Annotated in this window: 16 protein-coding genes; 3 read left to right on the top strand and 13 right to left on the bottom strand. The window is 60.8% G+C overall.

The features are described 5' to 3' along the window. Positions 1-17 precede the first annotated feature (17 nt). The 10 genes from flgJ to ABNW52_RS02385 form a co-directional block, all read right to left on the bottom strand. Positions 18-902: a flagellar assembly peptidoglycan hydrolase FlgJ gene (gene flgJ, locus ABNW52_RS02430; protein ID WP_349583513.1), complete on the bottom strand. Its 885-nt coding sequence runs from the start codon at positions 900-902 to the stop codon at positions 18-20. Positions 903-1,033: 131 nt separating this feature from the next. Next, positions 1,034-2,131, bottom strand: coding sequence for a flagellar basal body P-ring protein FlgI (locus ABNW52_RS02425; protein ID WP_349583510.1), 1,098 nt, complete (start codon positions 2,129-2,131; stop codon positions 1,034-1,036). A 14-nt stretch (positions 2,132-2,145) separates the two neighbouring features. Continuing rightward, positions 2,146-2,826, bottom strand: a complete 681-nt coding sequence (locus tag ABNW52_RS02420; protein WP_349583507.1) for a flagellar basal body L-ring protein FlgH — start codon at positions 2,824-2,826, stop codon at positions 2,146-2,148. A gap of 18 nt (positions 2,827-2,844) precedes the next feature. After that, positions 2,845-3,624 carry a flagellar basal-body rod protein FlgG gene (flgG, locus tag ABNW52_RS02415; RefSeq protein ID WP_349583504.1) on the bottom strand — a complete coding sequence of 260 codons (780 nt, stop codon included), beginning with the start codon at positions 3,622-3,624 and terminating at the stop codon, positions 2,845-2,847. Positions 3,625-3,651: 27 nt separating this feature from the next. Next, positions 3,652-4,389 (bottom strand): flagellar basal-body rod protein FlgF, encoded by a 738-nt coding sequence (gene flgF, locus ABNW52_RS02410; protein ID WP_349583501.1) that lies wholly within the window; start codon positions 4,387-4,389, stop codon positions 3,652-3,654. Between the two features lie 26 nt (positions 4,390-4,415). Beyond that, positions 4,416-5,696, bottom strand: coding sequence for a flagellar hook protein FlgE (gene flgE, locus ABNW52_RS02405; protein WP_349583498.1), 1,281 nt, complete (start codon positions 5,694-5,696; stop codon positions 4,416-4,418). An 18-nt stretch (positions 5,697-5,714) separates the two neighbouring features. Further along, positions 5,715-6,404: a flagellar hook assembly protein FlgD gene (locus ABNW52_RS02400; protein ID WP_349583495.1), complete on the bottom strand. Its 690-nt coding sequence runs from the start codon at positions 6,402-6,404 to the stop codon at positions 5,715-5,717. A 20-nt stretch (positions 6,405-6,424) separates the two neighbouring features. After that, positions 6,425-6,835: a flagellar basal body rod protein FlgC gene (gene flgC / locus ABNW52_RS02395; RefSeq protein WP_349583492.1), complete on the bottom strand. Its 411-nt coding sequence runs from the start codon at positions 6,833-6,835 to the stop codon at positions 6,425-6,427. 2 nt (positions 6,836-6,837) lie between these two features. Then, the gene (gene flgB / locus ABNW52_RS02390) at positions 6,838-7,233 is read right to left on the bottom strand and encodes a flagellar basal body rod protein FlgB (protein ID WP_349583489.1); all 396 of its coding nucleotides are present in this window, start codon (positions 7,231-7,233) and stop codon (positions 6,838-6,840) included. A 346-nt stretch (positions 7,234-7,579) separates the two neighbouring features. Then, positions 7,580-7,999 (bottom strand): OsmC family protein, encoded by a 420-nt coding sequence (locus tag ABNW52_RS02385; RefSeq protein WP_349583486.1) that lies wholly within the window; start codon positions 7,997-7,999, stop codon positions 7,580-7,582. A gap of 104 nt (positions 8,000-8,103) precedes the next feature. Between ABNW52_RS02385 and tsaD the strand changes: the two genes are divergently transcribed. The 3 genes from tsaD (at position 8,104) to ABNW52_RS02370 (ending at position 12,410) form a co-directional block, all read left to right on the top strand. Continuing rightward, positions 8,104-9,129, top strand: a complete 1,026-nt coding sequence (gene tsaD / locus ABNW52_RS02380; RefSeq protein ID WP_349583483.1) for a tRNA (adenosine(37)-N6)-threonylcarbamoyltransferase complex transferase subunit TsaD — start codon at positions 8,104-8,106, stop codon at positions 9,127-9,129. Between the two features lie 137 nt (positions 9,130-9,266). Beyond that, positions 9,267-11,186, top strand: coding sequence for an ATP-binding cassette domain-containing protein (locus ABNW52_RS02375; protein ID WP_349583480.1), 1,920 nt, complete (start codon positions 9,267-9,269; stop codon positions 11,184-11,186). 96 nt (positions 11,187-11,282) lie between these two features. Then, positions 11,283-12,410: a M14 family metallopeptidase gene (locus ABNW52_RS02370; protein WP_349583477.1), complete on the top strand. Its 1,128-nt coding sequence runs from the start codon at positions 11,283-11,285 to the stop codon at positions 12,408-12,410. A gap of 69 nt (positions 12,411-12,479) precedes the next feature. On the opposite strand, the gene ABNW52_RS02365 is transcribed toward ABNW52_RS02370, so the two are convergent. The 3 genes from ABNW52_RS02365 to ygfZ all read right to left on the bottom strand — a co-directional run bounded on the left by ABNW52_RS02365 (position 12,480) and on the right by ygfZ (position 15,700). Further along, positions 12,480-14,129 (bottom strand): hypothetical protein, encoded by a 1,650-nt coding sequence (locus ABNW52_RS02365; RefSeq protein WP_349583474.1) that lies wholly within the window; start codon positions 14,127-14,129, stop codon positions 12,480-12,482. Between the two features lie 147 nt (positions 14,130-14,276). Then, positions 14,277-14,600, bottom strand: coding sequence for an H-NS histone family protein (locus tag ABNW52_RS02360; protein ID WP_349583471.1), 324 nt, complete (start codon positions 14,598-14,600; stop codon positions 14,277-14,279). Between the two features lie 95 nt (positions 14,601-14,695). Beyond that, positions 14,696-15,700 (bottom strand): CAF17-like 4Fe-4S cluster assembly/insertion protein YgfZ, encoded by a 1,005-nt coding sequence (ygfZ, locus tag ABNW52_RS02355; protein ID WP_349583468.1) that lies wholly within the window; start codon positions 15,698-15,700, stop codon positions 14,696-14,698. Positions 15,701-15,744 lie beyond the last annotated feature (44 nt).

Below are 15,744 nucleotides of genomic sequence, written 5' to 3'. Positions count from 1 at the left end.
GGCCGTAAATTGAAGCCTTACAGGGCGACAACACTCTTGGCCACTGCCTGCAGCTTGGCGGCGTAAGCCGGATCCGTGGCATAACCGCCACGCTGTAGCGCTTGCGCATAAGCGCCGAAATCATTGCCTTGATTCAATGCCGACCGATAGCGCGGGCTGGTTTCGATCAGCTGCGCGTAGTCGTCGAAGGCCTGGCCATAGGACTGGTAGGCACGGAAACTTTCCACCTGCTTTTTCGCCTTGCCCGACTCGTACTCGGTAGTCAGCGCCGCCACCGAGCCCCCCTGCCAGTTACCAGCAGCCTTGATACCAAACAAATTGAAGCTGTTCTGGCCATCCGGCTGTCGCAGCATGCGCCGTCCCCAGCCGGACTCCAGAGCAGCGTGCGCCACCAGCACTTCCGGCGCTACCCCCAACCGTTCCGCCGCACGGCGGGCATGCGGCAGCATGGCCGCCACAAAGCCATCCTTATCGCCGGGCAGCGGATCGCCCGCAGCAAGTTGTGCCGTGGTGGCTGCCGCGGCAGCACCCGCATTGACACTCTCACCATAGGCCTGGCGCAGCTGCGCCTGGGATACCACCGGCGGCAATTGCACGGCAACCGGCGGCAGATCTTGCTGGCCGTCGGACAGATTTGCCGCTCGCATCAGCTGCTGCGTCAGCACATTGGCCAAGCCCATACCGCCGGACTGGATCATGCCCTGCACCAGCTGCTGGTCATACATGCCGCGGAACGTGTCCATCTCGCCGGAATCCTCATCACCGCCCAGCGAGTTCTCCCGCATGGCCGACATCAGCTGGCTCAGCAGCAGGCCCTCGAATTGCCCAGCCACCGCCCGCATCGCCGCCTTGGGGTCTTTGCGCGTCAGCTCGGCAATGCCCTGCGTTGAGGCAGGGTCCATTACCAATCGGTTGGGAAGTGTGGGCAGGGCCATACGAAGGTGCTCCGGTAACAGTCACCCGTTTACAGCAAAAAGCGGGCCAACAAAAAACAGCACCCGCAGGTGCTGTTTTTTGTTGGCCGCAAGCCGTGTCAGATGATCTGCAGATCGGCCTTCAGCGCGCCGGAGGATTTCATCGCCTGCAGGATGGAAACCAGGTCCTGCGGCGTCGCCCCCACGGTGTTGAGCGCGTTCACCACCTGCGACAGCGAGGCACCGCCCGGCAGGTTGATGACCTTGCCGGCATCCGCCTTGATCGCGACATTGGCCTGGTTGGTGGTGACGGTATTGCCACCACTCAGCGGCGGCGGCTGGCTGACCCCGGGAGTATTGCTCACGGTGACAGACAAATTGCCGTGCGCAATGGCACACGGCTCCAGCTTCACCGCCTTGTTCATCACGATGGAGCCGGTACGGGCGTTGATAATCACCAGCGGCGTATCCTCGCCCGGCTCCACGTTAATGTTTTCTAGCCGAGACAAAAACTGGATGCGGCTGTTGCTGTCCTGCGGCGCCCGCACCTCTACCGAGGCGCCATCCAGCGCGCGGGCGGTGTTGGCACCAAACTCGCGGTTCACCGCCATCACCACGCGGTTGGCGGTGGTGAAATCCGACTCCTGCAGGTTCAGCATCACCACTTCGCTGCTGGCAAAGGCATTCGGCACTTCGCGCTCGATGGTGGCACCCGCCGGGATGCGGCCAACGCTCAGGTGGTTGACCTGCGCCTTGCTACCGCCCGAGGCGGCACCGGCGCCGCCCACCACCACATTACCCTGCGCCAGCGCATAGATCTGACCATCCGCGCCCTTTAGCGGCGACAGCAGCAGCGTGCCGCCCTTCAGGCTCTTGGCATCGCCAATCGACGATACCGTGACATCCAAAGGTTGGCCGCGCCGGCCAAACGGCGGCAGCACGGAGGTCAGCGACACCGCGGCCACATTCTTGGGGTCGAGCTTGGTACCAACCGGCACCTGAACCCCCAGCTGGTTGAGCATATTGGCCAGCGACTGGGTGGTGAACGGCGACGAGCCGGACTTGTCACCACTGCCATCCAGCCCCACCACCAGACCGTAGCCAAGCAGCGGGTTGGAACGCACCCCCGCCACACTGCTAATTTCCTTCAGCCGCTGCGCCGCCTGTGCATTGACACACAGCAGGCTTGCCAGCAACAGCACCAGCCATCGTTTCATGTTTGTTTTCCGCCTCAGAACGGCATCACCGCCAGGAAGATCTTCTGCAGCCAGCCCACATCGTTGTAAGAGCGGCTGCGCCCCTGGTTGATCTGCTCGATGCGCGCATCGGCCAGCCGCGTCGATTCAATCGTGCGGTTCTGGGCAATGTCACGCGGATTCACCACCCCGGACAAACGCACGAACTCGTGCTCGCTGTTGACCTTGACCTGTTTTTCACCACTGACCAGCAAATTGCCATTCGGGTAGACATCGATCACCGTCACCGTAATCGTGGCCTGGAAGCGGCTGCTATTGGAGCTGCTGGTCTTGCCAGATTCACTGGCCGAGCCGCTGCCCGTCAGCGAGGTACCGGCCAGTTTTTTCTCCAGCGCACCCGGCACAAACGGCAGCGACAGCGAGGCACCGACGGAGCCATCGATGCTGGATTGGCGGTTGCCGGCCGAATCTTCCTTGTTCGAGGAGGTCGAGCTTTCGCTGATGGTAACGGTCAGGATGTCGCCGACACGCAATGGTACCTTGTCCTCGAAAAACGGCTGAAAACTGCCGGACTGGAAGATGGAGCCTTGCGGAAGAACCGCCGCCGGCTGCCCCTGCGGGCGCAGCGACATCGGTTGCTGGGTAATGGGTGGCGCCTGGGTACTGCATGCCGTCAGCACCAGCAGAGACAACAACAACGGCAGCAGTTTTTTCATCACCATCCCCCTAATCGATTACAGCTGCGTCAGGCGCTGCAGCATTTCATCCGACGTCTTGATGGCACGCGAGTTCATTTCGTACGCCCGCTGCGCCTGAATCATGCCCACCAGCTCCTCGGCCACGTTGACGTTGGATTCCTCGAGAAAACCGGATTTGATTGCGCCAAAGCCCAGCAAGCCGCCGGTACCGGCAACCGGCGCACCCGATGCGGTGGTTTCGCGGTAAAGATTGCCGCCCAGGCTTTCCAGCCCGGCCGGATTGATGAAGTCCGCCAGCTCCAGCTGGCCGGCATCCACTCGCGTGGTATCACCCGCCGGGATATAGGAAATCGTGCCGTCGGCAGCCACCTGGAAGCCGGTGCCGTCCGGCACCGTGATTTCCGGCTGCAGCGGGTAACCTTCCGCCGTTTCCAGCCGGCCGGTGGGGCCGCGCTGGAACTGGCCATTGCGGGTGTAGGCGGTTTCGCCATCCGGGGTGGTGACCTTGAAGAAGCCGCGGCCATTCACCGCCAGATCGAACACATTGTCGGTAGTCGACAGGCCACCCTGGGTATGCACCCGCGCCGTGGCCGTGGCCGCCGAGCCCAGACCGACATGCAGGCCGGTCGGCAGCTCTTCGCCAGTCTGCAAACGCGAGCCGGGTTCACGCAGCGTCTGGTACATCAGGTCTTCGAACACGGCATTGCTGCGCTTGAAGCCCTTGGTGCCTACGTTGGCCAGGTTGTTGGAAATCACGTCCAGCCGAAACTGGCTGGATTCCATACCGGTCTTGGCGATGTAGAGCGAACGCATCATGGTGTCGTTACCTGGCAATTTTTATCGTTACGCGTTCAGCGACAGAATCTGTGTCGCCTGGCGAGCATCCTGATCCGCGGTTTGCATCATGCGGACATTCAGGTCGTATTGTTTGGCGTGGCTGATCATCTGTACCAGGCTATCAACGGCATTGACGTTGCTGGCCTCCAGAAAACCGCTCTTTACCCGCACCGCCGGATCGGCATCGGCATCCTCGCCGTTGCTCTGGCGGAACAGGCCGTCGTCGCCTTTGTACATGGTGTTGGCCGGCGGGTTGACCAGCTTGATGCGGCCAACCTCCTGCGGTGCGCCGCCGTTGGCGGGGATGGCATAGACATAGCCGTCCTGACGCACATCCACCTTGTAGCCTTCCGGAATCTGCAGCGGGCCGGTTTCACCAGCAATTGCCATGCCAGTGCGCGTACGCATGGTTCCGGTCGCATCCAGCTCAAAACCGCCATTACGGGTGTAGGCTTCGCCGCCATCCGGCAACTGCACGGCAAAAAAACCCGGTGTGGTCACGGCAAAATCGAAATCATTGCCGGTTTGCTGCAACACACCCTGCGACATGTCATGGCCGATGGTGTTGTCCACCTGATAGATGCGGGTCGGCGCGCCATCGCCAACGACTGGCAGCGCGCGGAACGAGGCGAGGTCGGCCTTGAAGCCATTGGTGTGAACGTTGGCAAGGTTGTTGGCCGTGGTTGCCTGTTGCAAATCCACGTGCTTGGCACCATTCATTGCCAGATACAGCATCTTGTCCATTTAGTTCACACCCGTCAGATCAGTGGTTAGCGGAGGTTCAGCAGTGTCTGCAGCACCGAGTCCTGCGTCTTGATGGTCTGCGCGTTGGCCTGGTAGTAACGCTGTGCCACGATCATGTTGACCAGTTCCTGCGTGGTATCCACGTTGGAGTCTTCCAGCGCGCCGGACTGCAACGCGCCCAGGCCAGCGGAGTCGGGGCTGCCGACGGTCTTGGCACCGGCGCTGTCGGTGTACAGCCAGCGGTTGTCACCCACCGGGCGCAACCCCTGAGGATTGACGAAGTTGTACAGCTTGATGTGGCCAACGTTCTGTACATAACCGTTGGAGAAACGTGCACTCACCAGGCCGTCACCGCCGACGTTAACGCTGGCCAGACTACCCAGCGGGTAACCGTCATTATTCAGGCCGGTCACCGCAAACTCGCCAGCATATTGCGTGGTTTTGCTCAAATCGATGGTAATCGGGTTGGCCAACGTCACACCTTCAGCGACACCAATCTGGAAGGTCGGTGGCGTCGGGCTATTTAATTGCCCCAACGAATCGAAGGTGATCTGGTATGGCGCAGTAGCCGGTGCGGCAGTGCCATCAGCGTTGGTAACGGTACCACCATCAAGCTGGCGATACACATCCCAGGTATTGGTCCCGGCATTACGCTTCACGAAGAACACCGTCACTTCATGTGGCGAGCCGAAGTTGTCATAGAACTTGCTGGTATTGGTGTAGGAGTAGGAGCCACGCACCGTCACATCCGGCACATCGTAACCACCACCAGCCGTATAGGCGATTGCCGGGGTGCGGGTACTGTCGGCGTCCAGGTTGAAGCTCCAGTCGATATTGGTGGTGGCCTTGGCCACGCCCTGCGCCAGGTTGGAAATGCTCAACGGCCCTTCGGCGCCGATTTCGTTGCCGAAGGAGTCCAGCTGGTAACCAGTCAGGAAGTAACCGTTGTTTTCAAAGTAGCCATCCTTGTTCAGCTTGAACTGGCCGTTACGGGTATAGGCAGACACACCATCACCCGATTCGGCGGAATTCACCTGGAAAAAGCCCGGGCCGGAAATCGCCAGATCCAGCGGGTTTTGCGTGGTGGTGACGTTACCCTGGAAAAAACTCTGCGCCACGTTCACCGTCTGCACACCAATACCCACCTGGGTATTGCTGATCGCCGACAGGCTGTTGGCGTAGATATCGGCAAACTCGGCACGCGATTGCTTGAAACCAACCGTATTGGCGTTGGCAACGTTGTTACCGATCACATCCAGCGATTTACTGGCTGCATTCAGACCACTCAGACCTTGCTGAAAACCCATGATTCTCTCCTCGAACGCTTAAGCCGTAATCAATTCCACATCCGACAGGCCAACTCGCTGTCCGGAAGAAAGAACCAACTGGGGTTGTCCACTTTCAAATGCCACCGCACTGACCATATAACCTTGCAACGACGTTGCCTCCACTGCCGCACCGGCGTTGCTGGCGCTCACCTGCACGCTGTAGCTGCCGTCCGCTACCGTCGCGCCATTCATGTCCTTGCCATCCCAGCTGTAGCTGAGCATGCCGGCATCGCCACCCGCGATATCCATCGAGCGCAGCAACTTGCCATTGCTGTCGCGGATATCGATCGACACCTTGTCCGCCGGAGCCGACAGCTTCAGCAAGCCGGGCGCCGCACCATCCTTCAAGTTGAGCGCATTACCCTCCGCCAGCACCTTCTTGCCGATGACGCTGACCGCCGCCATCGACTGGCTGGCCAGCTGCGAATCCATCATCACCTTCAGCGTCGAATTGAGCTTTTCCAGGCCGGACACGGTGCTGATCTGCGACATCTGCGTCGTCATCTGGCTGTTGTCCATCGGATTGAGCGGATCCTGCGACTTCATCTGGGTGGTCAGCAGCTTCAGGAAGCGGTTCTGGATCTCTTCGGCGGAGGTCACGTTGGCCGCATTGTTCGACTGGCTACTGCCGCCGTTGATCTGGTCCAGAACCGTCTGGTTGTACTTGGTATTAGCAATGGTGGACATCACACTCTCCCGGCATCAGCTTACTGCCCCAGCTGCAAAGTCTTTTGCAGCAGGGTCTTGGCGGTATTCACAATTTCGACGTTGGTCTGGTAGGAGCGCGAGGCGGAAATCATGTCTGCCATTTCTTCCACCAGATTGACGTTGGACATCTTCACGTAGCCGTTCTCGTCTGCCAGCGGGTGGCCCGGCTGGTACTTCATGCGGAACGGCGAGGTATCTTCCTCTACCGCAGTGACACGCACACCAGCCACCTGCGGCACGTCGGCCTTTACCGGCGTGGCGGTAAACACCGCATGGCGCGCACGATAGGGTTCGCCGGTAGAACTGGTGGAGCTTTCCGCGTTGGCGATATTACTGGCCACCAGGTTCAGGCGCATCGACTGCGCGGTCATCGCCGAGCCGGCAATATTGAAGACATTAGACAGAGACATGATTATTGGCCGCCCTTGATGGCATCCATCAGACCGCTGATACGGCGGCCGAGGAAAGTCAGCGTGCTTTGATACTTGAGCGCATTGTCGGTATAAGCCGCGCGCTCGATATCCATATCCACCGAGTTGCCGTCGATGCTGCGCTGTACCGCGCTGCGATACTGCAGCTCGCCACCCGCGGCCTGGCTGCCGCGGCCGTTCAGGTGGCGGCTATCGGTCAGCGCCATGCCCAGCGAACCATTCTGCTGGCTGGTCTGCGCCTGCAGCGCCTTGGCAAAATCGAAGTCAACCGCCTTGTAGCCGGGGGTGTCCGCGTTGGCGATATTGCCGGCAATCACCTCTGCCCGCGCGGCACGCAAATCCAGCGAGCGCTGCAGAAAGTCGAGTTGCTGGGACATCTTGTTCAACATGGCACGGCACCAGGGGTGGAATAGCCGCGTTTAAAGCACGATGCGTGCCAACATTTTTTGGTGATTAACCCTCAAGAAAATCAGGCTTCTGCCGACAGGCGCGGGCGGCGGCAAAGCGGCAGGCGGCAAGATTTGCCGCCCAGCCAAGCAAAACGCCACCGTTTGCCGGTGGCGTTGCTGCTCCCGCGCGGCGCTCAGCTACCTGGCAGGGTCAGCGCAACGGCGGGGAAGATGACGACAGACCGCCGCCATTACAGGAAAGACAAAGCCCGGCAGTGCCGGGCCGGTAGAACTTACTGTGCGACCCGCGGCAATCGCCGCAAGGTTGGCCGCATCAATCGTCGCTGCGAATTTCGAAATCGTGGGTAATGTCGGCGGTTTTGCCCAGCATGATGGAGGCAGAGCAGTATTTGTCCGCCGACAGCGAGATGGCGCGCTCCACCACCTCGGGCTTCAGGTTGCGGCCAACCACCACAAAGTGGAAGTGAATGCGGGTAAACACCTTGGGGTCGACCTCGGCACGCTCGGCATCCATTTCCACCCAGCAGTCACGCACGTCCTGGCGCGATTTTTTCAGGATGTTGATCACGTCGTAGCTGGTACAGCCGGCGGTACCCAGCAACAGCAATTCCATCGGGCGCGGGCCCAGATTGCGACCGCCGCCTTCCGGCGCGCCATCCATCACCACCGCATGGCCGCTACCGGTTTCCCCCATGAAACACACCCCGTCCACCCACTTCAATCTGGCCTTCATTGTTGTTCTCCGCTCAAAACAGGCGCCTAGCCTAACATTGCCGATTTGGGCGGACAAAGAATCACCGGTAAAATGAAAAGATTGATTTGTTTTGAAGCCCGATAATGCTTGTACTTGGTATTGAATCGTCCTGTGACGAAACCGGCGTCGCCCTGTACGACACCGAACGCGGCCTGATCGCCGACCAGCTGCACAGCCAGATGGCGATGCACGCCGAGTACGGCGGCGTGGTGCCGGAGCTGGCCAGCCGCGACCACATCCGCCGCATCCGCCCGCTGACCGACGCCTGCCTGGCCGATGCCGGCGTCAGCCTGCAGGATATCGACGCGGTGGCCTTTACTCAGGGCCCGGGCCTTGGCGGCGCGCTGCTGGTGGGCGCCAGCTTTGCCAATGCGCTGGCCTTCGGCCTGGGCAAGCCGGTGATTCCGGTGCACCACCTGGAAGGCCACCTGCTGTCGCCACTGCTGGCGGAGCCACGGCCAACGTTTCCGTTCCTGGCGCTGCTGGTTTCCGGCGGCCACACCCAGATCATGGCGGTGCGCGGCGTCGGCCAGTACGAAATCCTCGGCGAAACGCTGGACGATGCCGCCGGCGAAGCCTTCGACAAGACCGCCAAGCTGCTGGGACTGCCCTACCCCGGCGGCCCGCTGCTGTCGAAACTGGCCGAGGAAGGCGACCCGGCGCGCTTCACCCTGCCGCGGCCGATGCTGCGCTCCGGCGATCTGGACATGAGTTTTTCCGGCCTCAAGACCGCGGTACTGACGCTGAGCAAGCAGGTGCAAGCCGAGCATGGCGGCATCGACGAGCAGGCGCGCAAGGACATCTGCCGCGCGTTCCAGGAAGCCATCGTGGAGGTGCTGGTGAGCAAATGCCAGCAGGCGCTGAAGCAGACCGGCATGAGCCAGCTGGTGGTGGCCGGCGGCGTCGGCGCCAACAAACAGCTGCGCGCGGCACTGGATGCCGCCGCCAAGCGCCGCAAGTTCGCGGTGTATTACCCGCCCCTGAAACTGTGCACCGACAACGGCGCCATGATTGCCTTTGCCGGCGCCATGCGCCTGTCGCAGGCCCAGCCGGCCGGCAGCTTCACCGTGAAGCCACGCTGGGATCTGTCCAGCCTGCCGGCGGTATAACCCTGAATTTTTGCCACGGAACCCCACGGCAGCCACGGAAAACACCGCGCCCGCCCCCGACACCGCAACATGGTTGGCCGCATCCGCCGATTGCGTTGCGCCGGGACACCCGGGCGCTGCCGTAGCCCCAAGAAAACATGATCCAGCTAAAGAACCTCACCCTGCGCCGCGGCCTGAAAGAATTGCTTGTTGCGGCCAACCTCACCATCAACCCCGGCAACAAGGTCGGCATGGTTGGCGCTAACGGCGCCGGCAAGTCCAGCCTGTTCGCACTGCTGCGCGGCGAACTGCACGCCGAGAACGGCGACGCCATCGTGCCGGCGCAGTGGACCATGGCGCACGTGGCGCAGGAGACTCCGGCGCTGCAGCGCAGCGCGCTGGACTACGTGCTGGACGGCGATGCCGAACTGCGCAACCTGGAGCAACAACTGGCCGCTGCCGAACACAGTGGCGACGGCCATGCCATCGGCCATCTGCACGAAGAACTGGCGCGCATCGACGGCTACGCCGCGCCCTCGCGCGGCGCGCGGCTGCTCACCGGACTGGGTTTCAGCCAGGAAGGACAGCAACGCCCGGTGGCGGAGTTTTCCGGTGGCTGGCGCATGCGCCTGAACCTGGCGCAGGCGCTGATGTGCCGCTCCGACCTACTGCTGCTGGACGAACCCACCAACCACCTGGACCTGGAAACGGTGCTGTGGCTGGAAGACTGGCTGAAAGCCTATCCGGGCACGCTGCTGGTGATCTCGCATGACCGCGATTTTCTGGATAGCGTGACCACCCACATCGTGGAAGTCGCTTCGCAAACGCTGACGCTGTACACCGGCAACTACAGCCAGTTCGAAGTGATGCGCGCCGAGAAGCTGTCGCGACAGCAAGGCGCCTACGAGAAACAGCAGCGCGAGATTGCGCACCTGGAATCATTCATCACCCGCTTCAAGGCCAAGGCCAGCAAGGCGCGCCAGGCCCAGAGCCGCGTCAAGGCGCTGGAGAAGCTGGAGCGCGTGGCGCCGGCGCATATCGCCTCGCCGTTCGATTTCCACTTCGACACCCCGGACAACCTGCCCAACCCGCTGCTGCGGCTGGACAGCATCAGCGTCGGCTATTGCGCGACGCCGATCCTGCAGCGCATCAGCCTGTCGGTGATGGCCGGCAGCCGCATCGGCCTGCTGGGCGTGAACGGTGCCGGCAAATCCACGCTGGTGAAGCTGCTGGCCGCCGAGCTCAAACCGCAGGCCGGCGAGCTGATCAGCGCGCAGATGCTGAAGATCGGCTACTTCGCCCAGCATCAGCTGGACACCCTGCGCTCCGACGAATCGCCGCTGTGGCATATGCAGAAACTGGCGCCGGACACCCGCGAGCAGGAACTGCGCAACTTCCTCGGCGGCTTCAACTTCCGCAGCGACAACGTCACCGACCCGGTGGGACCGATGTCCGGTGGCGAAAAGTCGCGGCTGGCGCTGGCGCTGATCGTGTGGCAAAAGCCCAACCTGCTGCTGCTGGATGAACCGACCAACCACCTGGACCTGGAAATGCGCCACGCGCTGACCATGGCGCTGCAGGACTTTGCCGGCGCGCTGGTGGTGGTGTCGCACGATCGCGCACTGCTGGAAGCCACCACCGACGATTTCTGGCTGGTGGCGGACGGCACCGTCACCGCCTTCGATGGCGACCTGGAAGACTATCGCCAGTGGCGACTGGCACAGCTGGCGCAACAGGGCCAGAGCGGCAGCCCGAGTAGCGGCGATGCGCAGAACGTTGGCCGCAAGGAACAAAAGCGACAGGAAGCGGAGGCGCGGCAAAAACTGGCCGCGGCCAAAAAGCCGCTGCTGAACAAACTGACCAAACTGGAAAAACAGCTGGACGCTTTGTCGCAGGAAAAAGCCGCGCTGGAAGCGTTTCTGTCATCGGAAGATGCCTACAATGACGCCAATCGCCAGCAGTTGAGCAACAGCGTCAAGCGCCAGGGTGAGGTCTGCAGTCAGCTGGAAGAGGTGGAAATGGACTGGCTGGCGCTACAGGAAGAAATCGACAACCTGGAACAGGCACACGCCCAGTAAGCAATTGTTCAAACACTTGATCGCGCCTGCGGCCAACCATGACGGCAGCCGCCAAGCGGTCTACAATCCCGCCCTTGATCAGGAAGGATGCACCACATGAAAATCAGCAGCAATTTCGATGCCGGCAGCATTGAGGTAGTTTCCGCCACCAGCTTTGACGATATCCAGCTGCGTATCCGCAAGGACAATGCCTCGGACTTTGCGCAATGGTTTTATTTCCGGCTGCAGGGTGCCGCCTACGAGACTTGCAAGCTGCGCTTCCTCAACCTGAACGAAACCGCCTACCCCAATAGCTGGGATGGCTATCAGGCGGTGGCTTCCTACGACCGCGTGAACTGGTTCCGCGTGCCGACCTACACCGACGGCAACGAGCTGGTGATCGAGCATGCCCCGTTGGCCGGCAGTATCTACTACGCCTACTTCGAGCCGTATTCGCATGAGCAGCATCTGAACCTGATCGGCATGGCGCAAAGCTCCGGCCTGTGCCAGGTCTCCGATCTGGGCTCTACCGTGCAGGGTCGCGACATTAACCTGCTGACCATCGGCCACGAAGTGGAATCGGACCTGAAAGTATGGGTGACCGCGCGCCAGCATCCGGGCGAAACCATGGCCGAATGGTTTGTCGAGGGCCTGATCACCCGCCTGCTGGACACGCTGGACCCGACCTCGCGCGCGCTGCTGGACCGCGCCACCTTCTACATCGTGCCGAACATGAACCCGGACGGCTCGGTACTGGGCAATCTGCGTACCAACGCCGCCGGCGCCAACCTGAACCGCGAATGGCTGAACCCGAGCGCAGAAACTAGCCCGGAGGTGTTCCACGTGCGCAACAAGATGCAGGAAACCGGCGTCGACCTGTTCCTGGACATCCACGGCGACGAGACCATCCCCTACATCTTCGTGGCCGGCACCGAGGGCGTGCCCAGCTACGACGAGCGCATCGCGCGGCTGGAAGACAAATTCAAGCACCTGCTGCGCCTGTCTTCGCCGGACTTCCAGGACGAATACGGCTACGACAAGGATGCGCCGGGTACGGCCAACATGAGCATGGCCACCGCCTGGGTCGGCGAGCAGTTCAAGTGCCTGGCCTACACCCTGGAGATGCCGTTCAAGGACAACGACAATCTGCCGGACGACGACTACGGCTGGAACGGCCAGCGCAGCCTGCGCCTGGGCGAAGCCACCGTCAGCGCCATTTATGGCGTGCTGCAAGAACTACGCTGATTGCATTGCGCCCAATAAAAACGCCGGCAAGCCACTTTGGCCTGCCGGCGTTTTTATTGCATGAACAGCCTAGTTCGCCTTGATCAGATCGATCTCCACCTGGCACCAGTCCACTCCTTTTTCCAGCACCCGTCCCAGACGCACCTGAAAGGTCTTGCCCTTGGCACGCATTTCCAGCTCGCGCCCGGCAGTGTAAGAGCTGACCGACAGCAGCAGGGTATTCAGCTTCTTGTCGTCGCGCAGGAACGGCACAAACAGGGCAATCTCGCCCTTGTTCCAGATCAGCTCGGCCGGTAGCACGCTGTCGGGTGGCACACCGTCGCTACGGTGCAGCGAGGCTGCCACCGGGCGATTGGACAGCACCTGTATCCCCAGGTAGACCCGCTCGACCTCGGGGCGCTGCAGACGCCGGATCAGGCCCAGCGTCCAGCCCGGATCTTCCACTTCGCGGAATGCCATCAAGCCACCCAGCGCCACCCACTCGTTACCGTGTGACGGCAAGTTGACGCCGATGCCGGAGGCACTCTTGTTATCCAGCTCCCAGAACGGAAACACCGACGGTGCCTGCACCTGGCTGTAGATATTCTTTTCGCGGCGGCGGCTGCTGACAAAGCCATACACCCGGAACTGCTCTTCTTCGCCGCCATCCTGGGCATAGGCGATCTGCTTGGCCGCCTCATCGGCATCGCGCACCAGACGATGGATGACCCCCAGCCGGTGCGCCACTTCCACGCGCTGGCAACCACTGCGCACCCGCTCGGCGCGCTGGTAATGAAATGGCCGCTCGGCCCACTCCCGCGCCAGATAACGCAGCAGCGACGTTTCGCTGGTGGTCATCATCAGGCCCTTGAGCTCCAGCGGCAGCACGCCGGATTCGCACACCACATGCCAGCGGTCGATCTGTTCGATGATATCGACCGTATTCCAGTAGCGCAGATTGCCCTGCATATCCACCTGCCGCACCCGGCTGGGCGGTACGCCCTTGTCCAGATCAACCACAAAACTGGGGTAGCTGCTGACACTGCGGCGCAAGGTGGCACGATTGGAGACCAGCAGCGCCAATTGATGGGACAGCGAGACCTGTCTAGCCGACAAATTGCCGCTGGACAGTGCCGCCACCAGCAGCAACGACAGGTAAAGATCATGGACCGTCGTCACCTGCCCCTGCTTGAACAGCTCTACCGGGCGCGCATCCAGTCCCAACTGCTCGGCACGGGCAAACAGCCGGTTCAGCGTTTCCCAGAACACTGTATCCGGCTGCGCGTGGCGGTAGTACTGCCATAGCGCCTGCTCTGCTAGGTAATGCATGGTGCGGGCAATCGCCAGCAGCAGGCTATCGCCCAACAGGCGGATGTCTTCCTCCCCCAGCGCCAGGAAGCGCTGGTAGGCCGCAACGATCTGACGGTCATAGGCAGTGATGCGGCTGCGCAATTGCTCTTCCAGCACTTTGGGCAAACGGCCGTTCAGCAGGTACTGCGCCCCCAATTGCTGGTGCTGCTGGGCCGCTAGCCCGTCCAGCGCCAGCAATGCGGCCAACGTTTGCGGCGCCAGGCTCTCTCCGTGCAGATTGTATTGCCCCAGCAGCTCCACCACCTTCTGGTGTGCGCCGGCGCCGTGCTCTTGCACGATCTCACCATACCAGGCGGCGGCGGCTTCTGCGTCATCAAGCGGCGGGGCTTTTTTCTTGCTGCCAAAAGATAAAAAATCGAGCTTAGCCATTTGTCATTGTCTCGAATATCAAACCGGTGAAGAGTCTGCCGACTAATTGATAACCGCCAGTATAGTGCAGCCGCCTTATGGTCGTTGCCAAAAACAAAACGCCATGCAAAAGCATGGCGTTTCTATTAGCGGCAAGCGCTGGGCTGCTTACTTAATCAGCAGTTCATCCAGCGAACGGCCAGCATCCAGCCAGGTAACTACCCACAGCGGTTTGCGGCCGCGACCGGTCCAGGACAGAGAGGCATCGTCCGGATGACGGTATTTGGCATCCACCGGTTTTCGGGTCGCGGTTGCAACCGCTTTTACCGACTTGGTAGCCAGTTCCTGCAGATCCAGACCATGGGTGCGAATCAGCTCCATTACCTGCTTGGCGGCTTTTGCTTTTTCTTCGCTTTCACGGCGGCGAATTTCAGCATCTACGTCGGTACGCAATTGCAGCAGAGCGGAAAAATCCAGCGTCGACAGATCCATTTGATTCCCCTTGGCGTTTGAGTTTTTAGATTATCGCAAATTAGCTCTTAATCTGAAATGCGTCAAGTGCATTTACAATCGCACTAACCGCATATTCAATCCGCATCCGGAAAAGAATAAGGCAATGGCAATTGTGCCAATGTCCCACGCGTATCCGATGCCAGTTTAGGCTGATCATCCCAAGCGCCGGACTGCATCACTAGCAAACATTCGCTACTGCCGTCAGTAAAGGGCACCACCATGACAATACGGCCAATGGTTTGTTCCCCACTACTGGCGGCAATCAAGGCATCGCCTTCATTTACCGTCGCCCCGGTGATACGGGCGCGATAGAGCCGACGTTTCACTTTGCCCAGATACTGGGTGCGGGCCACAATTTCCTGCCCCGGATAACAGCCTTTTTTAAAGCTGATCCCCCCCAGTAAATCTAGGTTAGCCATTTGCGGCACAAATTCCTCATAGGTCGCCTGGCTCACCCACGGCAATCCCGCCTGCACAAACACCAAATCCCACGCCTGACTGCCCACCGCCCGGTGCAATGCCTGCCATTGCGCCAGCAAGGCGGCCGGCGCAGCCGTCAGTACGATTCGGACATTTGGCGTAAGCGCCGCCACCAGGCTTTCCCCGGCAACGACGTCACGCAGTGGCAACGCACCATGGCTGGCGGTTGCCTGCATTACCCCTAATGCCAGCATTGAATCATCGACGTTTTCGATTTTTACCTTGGCGCGCAGCACAAACATCGACAAACGCTTGCGAAATGTTTCGGCAATATCGCGACGCAACAGCAGATGGAATACACCTTGGCTACCAAACAGCAAGAAACTGGCTTGCATGCGCCCTTTGGCAGTGGAGTAACTCCCCCAGCTCACGCCATTTTCAGCCACGGCCGCCACATCGCAGGAAAACTGCCCCTGCAGGAATGTAGCAGCATCCTCACCCGAAATACGCAGGACGGAAAACTTGCTTAACCAGCTGCAGGCCGTACCTGCCGCCACTGCGGCCAACTGCTCGGCATACGCCGGCAGACTCAATTCACCGGCTTCATTTACGGTGGCCTGGTTTTGTTGCAACCAGTCGGCAATTAATTGCTGCTGCATGATTCGACCTCTTACTTTGCCGCCAATGCGGCCTGACATGATAC

It is taken from the genome of Vogesella oryzagri (assembly GCF_040148885.1).
GTDB lineage: Bacteria > Pseudomonadota > Gammaproteobacteria > Burkholderiales > Chromobacteriaceae > Vogesella > Vogesella oryzagri.
Note: the sequence above shows the minus strand (reverse complement) of the source record. Positions and strands in the feature narration are given on the sequence as shown.

What these genes read in the sequence shown, in the direction of transcription:
- flgJ (WP_349583513.1), bottom strand. Translation starts at nt 902, where the DNA reads ATGGACCCTGCCTCAACGCAGGGCATTGCCGAGCTGACGCGCAAAGAC.
- ABNW52_RS02425 (WP_349583510.1), bottom strand. Translation starts at nt 2,131, where the DNA reads ATGAAACGATGGCTGGTGCTGTTGCTGGCAAGCCTGCTGTGTGTCAAT.
- ABNW52_RS02420 (WP_349583507.1), bottom strand. Translation starts at nt 2,826, where the DNA reads ATGAAAAAACTGCTGCCGTTGTTGTTGTCTCTGCTGGTGCTGACGGCA.
- flgG (WP_349583504.1), bottom strand. Translation starts at nt 3,624, where the DNA reads ATGATGCGTTCGCTCTACATCGCCAAGACCGGTATGGAATCCAGCCAG.
- flgF (WP_349583501.1), bottom strand. Translation starts at nt 4,389, where the DNA reads ATGGACAAGATGCTGTATCTGGCAATGAATGGTGCCAAGCACGTGGAT.
- flgE (WP_349583498.1), bottom strand. Translation starts at nt 5,696, where the DNA reads ATGGGTTTTCAGCAAGGTCTGAGTGGTCTGAATGCAGCCAGTAAATCG.
- ABNW52_RS02400 (WP_349583495.1), bottom strand. Translation starts at nt 6,404, where the DNA reads ATGTCCACCATTGCTAATACCAAGTACAACCAGACGGTTCTGGACCAG.
- flgC (WP_349583492.1), bottom strand. Translation starts at nt 6,835, where the DNA reads ATGTCTCTGTCTAATGTCTTCAATATTGCCGGCTCGGCGATGACCGCG.
- flgB (WP_349583489.1), bottom strand. Translation starts at nt 7,233, where the DNA reads ATGTCCCAGCAACTCGACTTTCTGCAGCGCTCGCTGGATTTGCGTGCC.
- ABNW52_RS02385 (WP_349583486.1), bottom strand. Translation starts at nt 7,999, where the DNA reads ATGAAGGCCAGATTGAAGTGGGTGGACGGGGTGTGTTTCATGGGGGAA.
- tsaD (WP_349583483.1), top strand. Translation starts at nt 8,104, where the DNA reads ATGCTTGTACTTGGTATTGAATCGTCCTGTGACGAAACCGGCGTCGCC.
- ABNW52_RS02375 (WP_349583480.1), top strand. Translation starts at nt 9,267, where the DNA reads ATGATCCAGCTAAAGAACCTCACCCTGCGCCGCGGCCTGAAAGAATTG.
- ABNW52_RS02370 (WP_349583477.1), top strand. Translation starts at nt 11,283, where the DNA reads ATGAAAATCAGCAGCAATTTCGATGCCGGCAGCATTGAGGTAGTTTCC.
- ABNW52_RS02365 (WP_349583474.1), bottom strand. Translation starts at nt 14,129, where the DNA reads ATGGCTAAGCTCGATTTTTTATCTTTTGGCAGCAAGAAAAAAGCCCCG.
- ABNW52_RS02360 (WP_349583471.1), bottom strand. Translation starts at nt 14,600, where the DNA reads ATGGATCTGTCGACGCTGGATTTTTCCGCTCTGCTGCAATTGCGTACC.
- ygfZ (WP_349583468.1), bottom strand. Translation starts at nt 15,700, where the DNA reads ATGCAGCAGCAATTAATTGCCGACTGGTTGCAACAAAACCAGGCCACC.